General features: G+C 66.4%; 14 protein-coding genes. 7 read left to right on the forward strand and 7 right to left on the reverse strand.

Going from position 1 to position 13142, the window contains the following annotated elements; all coding sequences use genetic code 11:
- Nucleotides 1-29 precede the first annotated feature (29 nt).
- Nucleotides 30-1460 (forward strand): DEAD/DEAH box helicase, encoded by a 1431-nt coding sequence (locus tag ACFQU0_RS19320; RefSeq protein ID WP_382203472.1) that lies wholly within the window; start codon nt 30-32, stop codon nt 1458-1460.
- Between the two features lie 22 nt (nt 1461-1482).
- On the opposite strand, the gene ACFQU0_RS19325 is transcribed toward ACFQU0_RS19320, so the two are convergent.
- Nucleotides 1483-2325, reverse strand: a complete 843-nt coding sequence (locus ACFQU0_RS19325; protein ID WP_382203474.1) for a symmetrical bis(5'-nucleosyl)-tetraphosphatase — start codon at nt 2323-2325, stop codon at nt 1483-1485.
- Nucleotides 2326-2334: 9 nt separating this feature from the next.
- Between ACFQU0_RS19325 and ACFQU0_RS19330 the strand changes: the two genes are divergently transcribed.
- The gene (locus ACFQU0_RS19330) at nt 2335-3660 is read left to right on the forward strand and encodes a hemolysin family protein (RefSeq protein WP_382203476.1); all 1326 of its coding nucleotides are present in this window, start codon (nt 2335-2337) and stop codon (nt 3658-3660) included.
- Nucleotides 3661-3664: 4 nt separating this feature from the next.
- Here the strand turns inward: ACFQU0_RS19330 and ACFQU0_RS19335 are convergent, their stop codons facing one another.
- The 5 genes from ACFQU0_RS19335 to ftsY all read right to left on the reverse strand — a co-directional run bounded on the left by ACFQU0_RS19335 (nt 3665) and on the right by ftsY (nt 8247).
- A complete protein-coding gene (locus ACFQU0_RS19335) occupies nt 3665-4267 on the reverse strand; it encodes a c-type cytochrome (protein ID WP_382203478.1) in 603 nt (200 codons plus the stop codon).
- Nucleotides 4268-4328: 61 nt separating this feature from the next.
- Complete coding sequence (locus ACFQU0_RS19340) at nt 4329-5609, reverse strand: FCSD flavin-binding domain-containing protein (RefSeq protein ID WP_382203561.1); 1281 nt, start codon at nt 5607-5609, stop codon at nt 4329-4331.
- A gap of 13 nt (nt 5610-5622) precedes the next feature.
- Nucleotides 5623-5925, reverse strand: a complete 303-nt coding sequence (locus ACFQU0_RS19345) for a c-type cytochrome (RefSeq protein WP_382203480.1) — start codon at nt 5923-5925, stop codon at nt 5623-5625.
- A 200-nt stretch (nt 5926-6125) separates the two neighbouring features.
- The gene (locus ACFQU0_RS19350; RefSeq protein WP_382203482.1) at nt 6126-6986 is read right to left on the reverse strand and encodes an aldose 1-epimerase; all 861 of its coding nucleotides are present in this window, start codon (nt 6984-6986) and stop codon (nt 6126-6128) included.
- Nucleotides 6987-6993: 7 nt separating this feature from the next.
- Nucleotides 6994-8247 (reverse strand): signal recognition particle-docking protein FtsY, encoded by a 1254-nt coding sequence (ftsY, locus tag ACFQU0_RS19355; RefSeq protein WP_382203484.1) that lies wholly within the window; start codon nt 8245-8247, stop codon nt 6994-6996.
- A 29-nt stretch (nt 8248-8276) separates the two neighbouring features.
- Between ftsY and ACFQU0_RS19360 the strand changes: the two genes are divergently transcribed.
- The 5 genes from ACFQU0_RS19360 to ACFQU0_RS19380 are packed head-to-tail and all read left to right on the forward strand — an operon-like array spanning nt 8277 to nt 12428.
- Nucleotides 8277-9626 carry a M16 family metallopeptidase gene (locus ACFQU0_RS19360; protein WP_382203486.1) on the forward strand — a complete coding sequence of 450 codons (1350 nt, stop codon included), beginning with the start codon at nt 8277-8279 and terminating at the stop codon, nt 9624-9626.
- Nucleotides 9623-10954, forward strand: a complete 1332-nt coding sequence (locus tag ACFQU0_RS19365) for a M16 family metallopeptidase (RefSeq protein WP_382203488.1) — start codon at nt 9623-9625, stop codon at nt 10952-10954. Before ACFQU0_RS19360 ends, ACFQU0_RS19365 begins: the two co-directional genes overlap by 4 nt.
- A gap of 2 nt (nt 10955-10956) precedes the next feature.
- On the forward strand, nt 10957-11598 hold the full coding sequence (gene rsmD / locus ACFQU0_RS19370; RefSeq protein WP_382203490.1) for a 16S rRNA (guanine(966)-N(2))-methyltransferase RsmD: 642 nt from the start codon (nt 10957-10959) through the stop codon (nt 11596-11598).
- A gap of 7 nt (nt 11599-11605) precedes the next feature.
- Nucleotides 11606-12121 carry a pantetheine-phosphate adenylyltransferase gene (coaD, locus tag ACFQU0_RS19375; protein WP_382203492.1) on the forward strand — a complete coding sequence of 172 codons (516 nt, stop codon included), beginning with the start codon at nt 11606-11608 and terminating at the stop codon, nt 12119-12121.
- 13 nt (nt 12122-12134) lie between these two features.
- Complete coding sequence (locus tag ACFQU0_RS19380; RefSeq protein ID WP_382203494.1) at nt 12135-12428, forward strand: YfhL family 4Fe-4S dicluster ferredoxin; 294 nt, start codon at nt 12135-12137, stop codon at nt 12426-12428.
- Here ACFQU0_RS19380 and pth read toward each other — a convergent pair.
- A complete protein-coding gene (gene pth / locus ACFQU0_RS19385; RefSeq protein ID WP_382203496.1) occupies nt 12383-13036 on the reverse strand; it encodes an aminoacyl-tRNA hydrolase in 654 nt (217 codons plus the stop codon). The two genes, ACFQU0_RS19380 and pth, sit on opposite strands and share 46 nt — an antisense overlap.
- Nucleotides 13037-13142: the final 106 nt, after the last annotated feature.

The following is a 13142-nucleotide window of genomic DNA, read 5'->3' on the forward strand; positions in this document are numbered from 1 at the left end:
GAAGGCAAAGTGAGACAATACGGGCCGAAATGACACAATCTTTTTCCGAACTGTCTCTCGCGCCCACACTGGCGCGCGCCGTGGCCGAAATGGGCTACGAGAACATGACGCCCATCCAGGCGCAGGCCATTCCTGTGGTGCTGCAGGGGCATGACGTGATGGGCGCTGCCCAGACCGGCACCGGCAAAACCGCCGCTTTCTCGCTGCCGCTGCTGCAGCGCCTGCTCAAGCACGAGAACGCCTCCACCTCGCCCGCGCGCCACCCGGTGCGCGCCCTGGTGCTGCTGCCCACGCGCGAGCTGGCTGACCAGGTGGCCGAGCAGATCAAGCTCTACGCCAAGTACACCCAGATGCGCAGCACCGTGGTGTTTGGTGGCATGGACATGAAGCCGCAGACGCTGGAACTGAAAAAAGGTGTTGAGATCCTGGTGGCCACACCGGGCCGCCTGCTGGACCACATCGAGGCCAAAAACTGCGTGCTCAACCAGGTCGAATACGTGGTGCTCGACGAGGCCGATCGCATGCTGGACATCGGCTTTCTGCCCGATCTGCAGCGTATCCTGAGCTACCTGCCCAAACAGCGCACCACGCTCTTGTTCAGTGCCACCTTCTCGCCTGAGATCAAGCGCCTGGCCAGCAGCTACCTGCAAGACCCGGTGACCATTGAGGTGGCGCGCTCCAACGCCACCGCGTCCACGGTGGAGCAATGTTTCTACCGCGTGGAAGACGAAGACAAGCGCCGCGTGATGCAGCAAATCCTGCGCGAGCGGGGCGTCAAGCAGGCCTTTGTTTTCGTCAACAGCAAACTTGGTTGTGCGCGCCTGGCGCGTTCGTTGGAGCGCGACGGCCTCAACACCACCGCCCTGCACGGCGACAAGAGCCAGGACGAACGCCTGAAGGCGCTTGATGCCTTCAAAACTGGCGCGGTGGACCTGCTGGTGTGCACCGACGTGGCCGCGCGTGGCCTGGACATCAAGGACGTGCCGGCGGTGTTCAACTTCGACATCCCGTTCAACGCCGAGGACTACGTGCACCGCATCGGCCGCACGGGCCGCGCGGGCGCATCGGGTCTGGCGGTGTCCTTCGTCACGGGCCGCGACGCGCGCAACCTGGGTGACATTGAAAAGCTGATCGGCAAAAAGGCCGAGTTCGTGCCGGTGGAGCCTGAACCCGAGCGCCGCCCCGGTGGCCGCTACAACGACGGCCAGCGGGTGTGGCAGCAGCCACAGCGCGACGAGGGTTCGGCGCGCCCGATGGCCCGTGCGCCGCGCGCACCGCGCCCGGCCAGCGACCCCTTCTTCGACAAACCCTACGAGCCCACCGCAGCGCCCGAAGCCAAACCCTCATGGGAGGTGGCCGACAAACCCGCTGCGCGCAGCGTCTCGCCCAACATCAAGCCCAAGAAAAAAGTGGCCGCCCTGTTCAAGGCGACCGAACGGACGCCCGAGACCGAATCCTGAATGAGCCCGCCTTCGGGTCGTGTCATGTGGTGATCAGGCCCGGCTTCTGGGTTTGCTCGCATCGCACCTGCAGCACCTCCACCTGGCCTGGTGTGTCCAGCAGGCGCGCCGCGCTCAGGCACCCGCCCCACACACAGCCGGTGTCCAGCGCCAGCACATCGGGGCGCTGCAACAGCCCCAGAGTGGACCAGTGCCCAAACGCCACCGGTGTGCCGGCGCTGCGGCGCCCCGGCACGTCAAACCACGGCCAAAACCCTGGTGGGGCGGCGTCGGCGCTGTCCTTGGTGTCGAAATCCATCACCCCGTCGGTGCTGCAAAAACGCAGCCGCGTGAGCGCGTTCACCACCACCCGCAGGCGTTCGGCGCCCTGCAGGCCGTCGTGCCAGTGGTTGGGTTGGTTGCCGTACATCTGGTGCAAAAAATCCGCCCAGTGTGGGCCGGCCAGCACCGCTTGCACCTCGCCCGCCAGGGCCAGCGTCTGCGCCGCCGTCCACTGGGGCAACACCCCCGCATGCACCATCAGCCAGCCGTGGGCTTCCGAGGCCAGCGGTTGTGTGCGCAGCCAGTCGATGAGCTGGCTGCGGTCGGGCGCGCTCAGCACCGCCTGCAAGGTGTCGCTTTTGTGGGGCTTGCGAACCCCCTGGGTCAGGGCCAGCAAATGCAGGTCGTGGTTGCCGAGCACACATCTTGCTGAACCGTCGAGCGCGATCACGCGCCGCAACACCGCCAGCGACTGCGGGCCGCGGTTGACCAGATCGCCCAGCAGGTACAGCGTGTCGCGGCTGGGCGAAAAATCGATGTGGGCCAGCAGCCGCCCCAGGGCGTCGTCGCAGCCTTGCACATCCCCAATCATGTAAAGTGCCATGCACAAATTATGGACATCCTGCTGATCGTTTTCCTGACCGTGCTCAACGGCGCCTTCGCCATGTCGGAATTGGCGCTGGCCTCCAGCCGCAAGGCGCGTCTGCTGGCCATGGCCGAAAGTGGCGACAAAGGCGCGCAGACGGCGCTCAAGTTGCTCGAAAACCCGACCCAGTTCCTGTCCTCGGTGCAGGTGGGCATCACCTCCATCGGCATGCTCAACGGCATCGTGGGCGAAGCCGCCTTCAGCGGTGGCCTGGCGACCAGCCTGTCGGGCTTGGGCATGCCCGAGGCGGCAGCCGAGGTCACGGCCACCACGGTGGTGGTGGTGGTCATCACCTTCATCACCATCGTTTTTGGCGAGCTGGTTCCTAAGCGCATCGGGCAGCTCTATCCCGAAACGGTGTCGCGTTGGGTATCGCGTCCGATGGCGTGGGTGGCGCGCATTGCGCGGCCGTTTGTGAGCCTGTTGTCGGCCACCACCTCGGGTGTGCTGGCGCTGCTGCGTGTGAATGTGAACGCACAGCAGACCGTGACCGAAGACGAAATCAACGCCAGCCTGGAGGAGGGGGTGGGCGCGGGCATCATCGAGGCGCACGAGCACCAGATGGTGCGCAACGTGTTTCTTTTGGACGACCGGCAGTTGGGCTCCATCATGATCCCGCGTGCCGACATCGAATGGCTGGACGCCAGCGAAAGCCTGGACGCGGCGGTGCGCCGCGCCTGGGCCACCGGCCACTCCTGGTACCCGGTGTGCCGGGGCGGGCTGGACGACGTGGTGGGCGTCATCCACCTGCCGCGTTTGCTGGCGCTGCTGGAGCAGGGCGTGACCGAGACCTTGCAAGCCCTGGCGGAGCCGGCGGTGTTTGTGCCTGAGACCCTCAGCGGCATGGAGCTGTTGGAGCAGTTCCGCGCCCGTGCCACACGCATGGTGTTTGTGGTGGACGAGTACGGCGTTGTTCAAGGCCTGCTCACACCGCTGGACATGTTGGAAGCCATCACCGGCGAGCTGTCGCCACAGACGCCGGTGGACGCCTGGGCGACCGAACAAAGCGATGGCTCGTGGCTGCTGGACGGTGCCATGCCGGTGCCCGAGCTGCGCGCTCGGCTGGACATCAAGGACGAACTGCCCGACGAGGACAAGGGCCGCTACAACACCGTGGCCGGCCTGATGCAGACGGTGGCCGGCGAGCTGTTGGCCGTGGGCGAAGCGGTGGAATGTGTGGGCTGGCGCTTCGAGGTGCTGGCTCTGGACGGGCGGCGCATCGACAAGGTGCGCATCACACCCGCGCCCGATGAAGGCAGTGGCTCAGCCGCCGGGCCGGCCTCTACCCACTGACCACTCACTGTCCGCTGAGGTACTCGGCCACGGCGGCCATTTCCAGCTCGGTCATTTTTTCGGCCACTGCATGCATGACCGCGTTGTCGTTGGTGCGCTCGCGTTTGTTGAACTGTTTGAGCTGGGTGTGCAGGTAGCCCGAAAACTGGTGGGCCAGCCGGGGCAGGTGGGCTGCGCCTTCGCCCTTGGCGCCGTGGCAGGCCACACAGGCCGGCACGCCACTGAACTTGTTGCCGTTGGCGTAGATGTACTCGCCCATCTTGGCCAGGCCCGGGTCTTTGGGGGCCTCCTTGGGCGGTGTGAACTTGGCGTAGTAGTGGCCGAGCGCCAGCATCTCCTCGGGCGTGAGCTTGGCCACCATGTCGGCCATGGCCGTGCTTTTGCGCTGGCCCGACTTGAAGGCCGCCAACTGCTTGGCCACGTACTCGGCGTGTTGGCCGGCGAGGCGCGGGAAAATTTCGCTGGTCGATTCGCCCTGGGCACCGTGGCACAGGAAACACGAGCCGCCCGCGATCTTCTTGGCGCGGGCCTCGTCCACCTGGGCCCAGGCACCGCCGCTGGCCTGCCAGGCGGCCACTGCGGCGATGGCGATCAGGTACTTCTTCATTGCATAACCTCAAACTGATATTTGCTGGAAAAAAACGCCCCGGTTCCCCGGGGCGTTGGCCTTACGCCAGCGTGTCGGCCCAGATGTTGCGCGCCCAGGCCAGGGCGTAACGGCCTTCGAGTTCGCTGGCAGCTGATGAGACGCCGCCCGAACCCGGCACGGTGAGCATGGTTTTTTTCTCGGCGTCGTAGCGGTGCACGCTGGCCACATGCACCACGTCTTCGTCAGTGACAAAGCTGTAGCAGGTGTTGGCGTAGATGGGCAGCTGCGGCGGGGCCTTGCCCGCCAGCAGCGACACCACGGCGGCCGCACAGGTTTTGCCGTGCTGGTTGGCCATGTGGCCCGACTTGGGCATGCCCGGTGCGATCTGGATCGAATCGCCCAGCACATGCACGTTTTTGGCCGCTTTGGATTCGAAGGTCAGGAAATCGACTTCGCACCAGCGTTTGTTGGCGGTGGCCAGCCCGGTCTTGACGGCGATGTCACCCGCCCGCATGTCGGGGATGACGTTGGCCACGCCGGCCTTGAAGTCCTCGTTGAACTCGAACTTCAGCGTGTTGGTGGCGGCGTCCACGTCGGTCACCTTGTGTTTGGGCCGGTACTCGATCATGCCCTTGTAGTGCTCGTCCCAGGCCTTCATGAACAGGCCCTTCTTCGACTGGATGTCGTCGTTGGCGTCGAAGATGACGACCTTGCTCTTGGGCTTGGCCTTCTTGAAGTAGTTGGCCACCATGCAGGCGCGCTCATAGGGGCCGGGCGGGCAGCGGTAGGGAGCCAGCGGGATGGACATGGCGTACACACCGCCATCGGGCAGGGCTTCGAGCTGCTTGCGCAAGGCCACGGTTTGTGCGCCCGCTTTCCAGGCGTGCAGCACTTTGTCTTTGGCGGCCTGGCTGGCCATGCCGGGCAGGCTGTCCCACATGAAGTCGACGCCGGGCGAGACGATCACGCGGTCGTAGGGCAGTTCGCCGCCACTGGCGAGTTTGACCACACGTTTCTCGACATCGATGCTGGCCACCATGTCGCGCACCAGCTTCACGCCATGGCGCTTGGCCAGGTTGTCGTAGGGGGTGGTGACGTCGGCAATGGTCTTGCTGCCATTGATGACCAGGTTGGAAATGGGACAGGACACAAAGGCGGCGTTGGGCTCGACCAGGGTCACTTTGACCGTGTTGTCGGAGAACAGGCGCAGGTATTTGGCGGCGGTGGCGCCGGCGTAGCCACCCCCAATCACCACCACCTTGGGGCCGCTGCCACCCGCGGTGGCGCAACCACCCAACACACCCAGGCCCGCGGCGGCTGAACCCACCCCCAGCGTTTGAACAAAATGACGGCGTTGCAACATGGTGGGCTCCTTATTTTTTCTGAGCGGCAAAGTAGGCCGAAATCTGGGCCAGCTGCTCGTCGCTGTAGCCTTTGGAAATCTGGTGCATCAGCGTGGCGGGCTTGCGGCCGCTCTTGAAGTCCATCAGCTTCTGAACCATCTCGTCTTTGTCCTTGCCGGCCAGCGACTCCATGCCGGGCTGGGCGCGGCCGTCGGTGCCGTGGCAGTTGGCGCAGGCGGCGGCCCACACACGGACTTGGTTGACCTGGGCCTGCGCGGGCAGGGCAATGGCGCTGGCAGCAGCCAGCACAAGGGGAAGGGACCAAAAGCGCATCAGCGTCTCCTCGGGGTGGGGCAACCCGAAGGGTTGCTCAAAAGAATGGGGCGCACTGCTTGAATATAAGCAATGACTATTTTGTGTGCCCCCGTGCAATTGTGAAACAGGGGACAAACCCTGTGGCGGGTTGTCAGCTTAGCGCAATCCTGCGGTGCCAAGGGTCGCGGGGTTGCGTGTCCAGGACGCCGCGCCGTCCCTCAGCTGCGCGCGCTCACTTCCAGGCGCATCTGCGTGCAGAACGACTCGCCAGGCGCCAGCACCCGCAGGCCCAGCCGCTCGCTGCTGTGCCCTTGCGCGTGCAAGCTCCAGGCGTTGTTCACGTGGCTCACCGGCTCCACGGCCACGAAGTCCCGCGTCGGGTGGGTGTAGACGACCAGGTGCCTGAGCGGCGCACTGATGCGCACATCCAGCGCTTCGTCGCGCAAGTGGGCCACGCCCGCCCAGCCATCGAAGCAGTGGTCCACGTCCAGCGTGGCGCAATCGGTGTCCAGGCCTGGGCTGGGGCGGTGGCCGGTGGGCAGCTTGTCACTGCCCATGTCCCAGCGGCCACTGGCCTCGAACCGCAGGTGGCTGTGAGGCCGCTTGACGAAATAGGGGTGCCACCCCAGCCCCACCGGTGCGGGCACGGAAGACTGGTTGGTGATGGACAGCGTGAGTTCCAAGGCACCGTCCAGCAGTTGCAGGGTCTGGGAAGCGTCGTAGGCAAACGGCCAATGCGGTTCGGCCCGGTGCTCATGGGCCAACAGCAGAAAGCGGTCGCTTTGCTCCAGCACCGCCCACGGGCGCATCCAGCCCACCCCGTGGATGGCATGGGCTTCGGTGAGCGCGTGGGTCACGAGCGGGTGGCCTGTGCCCTGCCACAGCAGCGTTGCCTGGCCGATGCGGTTGGAGAACGGCACCAACGGAAAGCTGCCGCATTCACGCACCGAGTGCAGTGTGTCGCCGGGGGTGGAACGCAGCACCGGCAGTCCATCGCACCACAGGCCGGCAATGCAGCCGCCCAGGTCGGGGCGCACGTCGCAGTGCAGCCCACCCTGCCTCAGGGTCACAGTGGCCATGGCGGAATCAGTTCAGCAACGCCTGGGCGAATTCGCGGGCATTGAAGGTTTCGAGGTCTTCGAGTTTTTCGCCCACGCCGATGAAATAGACCGGCACCGGCTTTTCCATCGCAATCGCGGCCAGCACGCCGCCTTTGGCGGTGCCGTCGAGCTTGGTGACCACCAGGCCCGTGAGCTGCAGGGCGTCGTCAAAGGCGCGCACCTGGTTGAGCGCGTTCTGGCCGGTGTTGCCATCGATCACCAGCAGCACTTCGTGGGGCGCTGTGGCGTCGGCCTTCTGCACCACGCGGCGGATTTTTTTCAACTCTTCCATCAGGTGCAGCTGCGTGGGCAGGCGCCCGGCGGTGTCGACCAGCACCACGTCCTTGCCGCGCGCGCGGCCCGCGCTGACGGCGTCAAAGGCCACGGCGGCGGGGTCGCCGCCCTCCTGGCTGACGATGTCCACCAGATTGCGGTCGGCCCACACGCCCAGCTGTTCGCGCGCGGCGGCGCGGAAGGTGTCTGCCGCAGCCAATAGCACCGAGGCGCCCTCGGTGGCCAGGTGTTTGGTGAGCTTGCCGATGGAGGTGGTTTTGCCCGCGCCGTTGACGCCCGCCACCATGATGACCGTGGGGGTGTGTTCGCCAATCACCAGCGGTTTTTCCAGTGGGCGCAGCAGGTCGGCCAGGGCTTCGGCCAACAGGCCTTTCACGGCGCTGGGCTCGGTGGCTTTGGCCTCTTTCACGCGTCGCTTGAGGTCGTCCAGCAGGAATTGCGTGGCCTTCACACCGGTGTCGGCCATCAGCAGCGCGTCTTCCAGTTCTTCGTACAGCGCGTCGTCGATGCGGGTGCCAGTGAACACCGTGGCGATGCTGGAGCCGGTTTTGCGCAGGCCGGCCTTGAGGCGGTCCAGCCAGCCTGCACGGGCCTCAGCAGGCGGGGCAGCCGGCACGGGTGTTGGTGCAGGTACGGGCGCTTGGACAGGAGCCGGCGCATGCACAGTTGTAGGTGCAGGTGCAGGTGCAGGTGCAGGTGCAGGTTCCGGCGTCACGGCCGGCGCCGGTGCGGGCTCCAAGGTGCGGGCCGGTTCAGCCAAAGGCGCCGGAGCTGGTACCGCAGGCTTGTCCGCGAACGGGTTGCGCAACCACGACAGGCTGCCGGCGGGCGCGGGCGCGGGCGCGATCGGGGCGACCGGCTCTGACACCACAGGCGTCGCTGGTTGGGTCTCGGGGCTGCCAGCCACGGGGGGTGGCGGGGCTTTTTTCTTGAAAAAACTGAACATTGGCGCGTTTATAGAATCGCTTGCATTCTATGAAACCCACATTCATCCGTTGGGCCGCGTTGCTGCTGGCCGCCTTGCTGTCCTCCGCTTCGTGGGCACAGACCGAGCGTTTCACCCTGGCCAATGGCCTCGCGGTGATCGTTCAACCCGACCGCCGTGCCCCCACCGCCGTGCACATGCTGTGGGTGCGTGTGGGTTCGATGGACGAGGTGGACGGTGCATCGGGCGTGGCGCATGTGCTGGAGCACATGATGTTCAAAGGCACGCCCACGGTGGGGCCAGGCGAGTATTCACGCCGCGTGGCCGCGCTGGGGGGCACCCACAACGCCTTCACCAGCCGCGACGCCACGGTCTACCACCAGCAGGTGCCTTCCGATCAGGTGCTGGCGGTGATGGCCCTGGAGGCCGATCGTTTTGCCAACAACCAGTGGAGCGACGACGAGTTCCGGCGCGAGATCGAGGTCATCAAGGAGGAGCGGCGCCAGAGGGTGGAGGAGTCGCCCCGGGCGCGCTTTTTCGAGGCCTACACCGCCCAGGTGTTTCTGGCCAGCCCCTACCGGCGGCCCGTCATTGGCTGGATGAGCGACATCGAGTCCCTCACGCCCGACGACGCGCGCGCTTTCCACCGCCAGTGGTATGTGCCCGCCAACGCTGCCGTGGTGGTGGCCGGCGACGTGGACCCTCAGCAGGTGCGCCTCTGGGCCGAACAGACCTACGGTCGCATCCCGGCCAAGGCTGTGCCCGAGCGCAAACCGCGTGTGGAGCCGACCCAGCAAGGCCCCCGCCGATTGGAGTACCGTGCCCGTGCCGAGCAATCGGTGATCACCTTGGGCTGGAAAGTACCCAAGTTGCGCGACCCCGCCGCCACCGACGCTGAGACGCAGGACGCGTTGGCCCTGACCCTGCTGGCCAGTGTGCTCGACGGCTACAACGGGGCCCGCCTGGGCCGCGCCCTGGTGCAGGGGGAAGGCGGTCAGCGCCTAGCAGACAGCGTGGACGCGGGTTATGGCTTGTTGGGTCGGGGCCCTCAGCTGTTTTCGCTCACAGGGGTGCCAGCGCCTGGTGTGGGCGTGGACCAACTGGCCGATGCGCTGCGAACACAGGTGCGGCGTGTGGCCGAACAGGGTGTGACCGAGGCCGAACTCCAACGCGTCAAAACCCAGTGGCGAGCGAGCGAGGTCTACAAGCTCGACTCGGTGGTCAACCAGGCGCGCGAACTCGGCAGCTATTGGCTCAATGGGTGGGGCTTGGATGCCGGCGAACGCCTGTTGCAACGCCTGATGGCCGTGACGCCTGCGCAGGTGCAGTCGGTCGCGCAGCGCCTGTTTGACGAACGGCAGCTCAGCGTGGGCGTGCTGGTGCCGGAGGCCAAGCCATGAAACAAGTCACTCAGATGTTGGGCGCCGTCGCGCTGGCCCTGGCGGCCCATGGCGCCCAGGCCGCCTTGCCCATCGCGCAGTGGAACCACAGCAGCGGCGCCCGCGTGTACCTGGTCAGCAGCCCGGCCATTCCCATGCTGGACGTGTCGGTGGACGTGGACGCCGGCAGCCGACGCGACCCCGCCACCCAGGCTGGGCTGGCACGCGCCACGGCCAGCATGTTGGACAAAGGCGTGCAAGCCGCAGCAGGGCAGCCCGCGCTGGACGAAAACGCCCTGGCCGAGGCCTGGCTGGACATCGGCGCCCAGTTTGGTGCCAACGCCAGCAGCGACCGCATGTCTTTTTCGCTGCGTACCCTGACCGACCCGGCCTTGCTGGAACGGGCGGTGGCGCTGGCCGCGCGCCAGATGGCCCAGCCGGCCTTTCCTGCCGAGGTGTGGGCGCGCGAACGCGAGCGCAGCCTGGCCGCCTTGCGCGAAGCCGAAACCCGCCCCGGTACCCACGCGGGTCGCGCTTACGCCGCTGCGGTGTACCAGGGGCACCCCTACGGCGCCCAAACCACGGCCCAAACGCTACAAGCCATCGGTGTGAACGACATGGCCGGCTTCTACCGCCAGCATGTGATGGCCTGTGGTGCACGCATCAGCATGGTCGGGGCGATCGACCGTGCCACGGCCGACCGCATTGCCGATCGCCTGTTGGCCGCCATCGCCCCCAACGGTTGCCGCAGCCTCGCCCCCGTGCCTGAGGTGGCGCCGTTGGCGGCAGCCAAGGACGAGCGCATCCCCTTTGCCGCCGCGCAGGCGCAGGTGCTGTTGGGCCAGCCCGGCGTGAAGCGCGACGACCCGGACTTCCTGACCTTGCTGGTGGGCAACCACATCCTTGGTGCGGGGGGCTTCACTTCGCGCCTCATGGACGAGGTGCGCGAAAAGCGTGGACTGACCTACGGCGTCTACAGCAGCTTTTCGCCGGGGCGCCACGCCGGCCCCTTCACCGTGAGCCTGACCACCCGGCCCGACCAGGCCGAGGCGGCGCTGGCCTTGTCGCGCGAGGTGGTGACCCGTTTTGTGGCCGAAGGGCCCACTGAGGCCGAGCTGCAGGCCGCCAAGGACGCGCTCATCAAAGGGTTTGCCCTGCGTTTGGACAGCAACCGCAAGCTGCTGGACAACGTGGCCAACATCGCCTGGAACGATTTGCCGCAGGACTACCTGGACACCTGGACCACCAAAGTGGCGGCGGTTTCGGTGGACGACATCCGCCGCGCTTTCCAGCGCGTGCTGGCGCCACAGCGCATGGTCAGCGTGATCGTGGGGGGCAAGGCGCCATGAACATGCGCAGCAAAAGCAGCGGTGGGGCGCGGCCGGCGGCTGGCGCGCCGGGCGTGGTGCGGATCATTGGCGGCGAATGGAAGCGCAGCAAACTACAGGTGGCCGCTTTGCCCGGCCTGCGGCCCACACCCGATCGCGTGCGCGAGACCCTGTTCAACTGGTTGGGTCAAGATTTGACCGGCTTGCGCTGCCTGGATGCCTTTGCCGGCAGCGGCGCGCTGGGTTTCGAGGCGGCGTCGCGCGGCGCCACCGAGGTGCTGTTGATCGAGCAGGCGCCCGCCCTGGTGGCCAGCTTGCGCGACAACGCCACCCGCTTGCACGCCAACCAAATCACGGTCCAACGCGGCGACGCCCTCAGCCTCATGCGCCAGCGCACGGGTCAGGCCTGGGACGTGGTGTTTCTGGACCCGCCGTTTGGCGAGGGCCAGAACGACAACTTGTTTCGCGAGGCCCTGAAGGTCGCGCGCCAGCTGGTGGACGCCGAGGGCCGGCTATACCTCGAAGCGCCACGTGCCTGGACGGACACCGAACTCACCGAACTGGGCTGGCAGGTGTTGCGCCAGGGTCGCGCCGGGCAGGTGGCCTTTCACCTGCTGGGGCCGAAGGTGGCGCAGGCTGCTGCCGGCATGGCCAGCGGCGGATAATCGGCGCATGAGTACGTCCGTTTCCGCCCGCCGCATCGCCGTCTACAGCGGTACCTTTGACCCCCTCACCCTGGGCCACGAAGACGTGGTGCGCCGTGCCGCCGGCCTGTTCGACGAACTGGTGCTGGCCGTGGCCGTGGCCCACCACAAAAAAACCTTGTTCAGCCTGGATGAGCGCATCGCCATGGCAAGTGCCGCGTTGGCTGGCCTGCGCAATGTGCGCGTGGCGCCTTTTGACGGGCTCATCATGGACTTCTGCCGTGAACAAGGTGCCTGTGCCGTGTTGCGCGGCGTGCGCAACGTGACCGACTTCGACTACGAAGCCCAGATGGCGGCCATGAACCGCAAACTGCTGCCGACCGTGGAAACCGTGTTTCTGCTGCCGCAGGCCGAATTGCAGTGCATCTCCAGCACCCTGGTACGCGAAATCTCCAAGCTGGGAGGCGACGTGGCCGCCATGGTCAGCGCGCCCGTGGCCGCCGAGCTGCAACGGGTGCATGGCCCCGCGCGGGTGCAATGCTGACCGGAGGCACACCATGGCACTGATGATCACCGACGAGTGCATCAACTGCGACGTCTGCGAACCTGAATGCCCGAACGAGGCCATTTACCTCGGGCCCGAGATCTACGAAATCGACCCGGCCAAATGCACCGAGTGTGTGGGCCATTTCGACGAGCCGCAGTGTGTGCAGGTGTGCCCTGTGGCCTGCATCCCGGTCAACCCACAGCACGTGGAAAGCCAGGAGACGCTGTGGCAGAAATTCCAGCGTCTGCAGAAAGCCGGTCAGCCCTTGTCGGCGGCGGGTGATGGTTCCACGCCGGCCGCCTGAGCGGGTGGCGCCTGGCGAGGCGGTTTGGGCCGGGGCGGTTTGCTGGTGTGGATGCGTGCCGTGGCCTCGTTCATGCGCCCGGCCAGCAGGTCGGGCAGGGCGAGCAGGCAGCGGGTCAATGAGGCTTCAATGGCGTCGCGCTGGTCGGGTGCGGGTTTCTTGAGCACCCAGTTGGCCACTTCGCTTTTGTCGCACGGGTGGCCGATACCGATGCGCAGGCGCCAGTAGTCGGCGCTGCCCAACTGCGCATGGATGTCGCGCAAGCCGTTGTGTCCCGCGTGGCCGCCGCCCTTCTTGAGCTTGCATTCGCCGGGCGCCAGGTCCAGTTCGTCGTGCACCACCAGCACCTCGTCGGGCGCGATCTTGAAAAAGCGCGCCAGTGCCGCCACCGCCTGGCCAGAGCGGTTCATGTAGGTCATGGGCTCCAGCAGCCACACCGGCTGGCCCGCCACGTTGGCACGCGCTACGTTGCCGAAGTAGCCCTTCTCGGCCACCAGGTGCACCTTGAGTTCGCGTGCCACTGCATCCACCCACCAGAAGCCGGCGTTGTGGCGCGTCTGTTCGTATTCGGGGCCGGGGTTGCCCAGGCCAACGATGAGTCTGATCATGGGGTTGAATTATCGATGACGGAAAAGAACCCCCACGCTCCCCACTGCGTGTGGTTCGCTGCCCCCCGAGGGGGCGTGGCCTGGCTTGGGGCGGCCCGGCGCGGCG

This window comes from Hydrogenophaga defluvii (assembly GCF_042665235.1).
Taxonomy (GTDB): domain Bacteria; phylum Pseudomonadota; class Gammaproteobacteria; order Burkholderiales; family Burkholderiaceae_C; genus Hydrogenophaga; species Hydrogenophaga defluvii_A.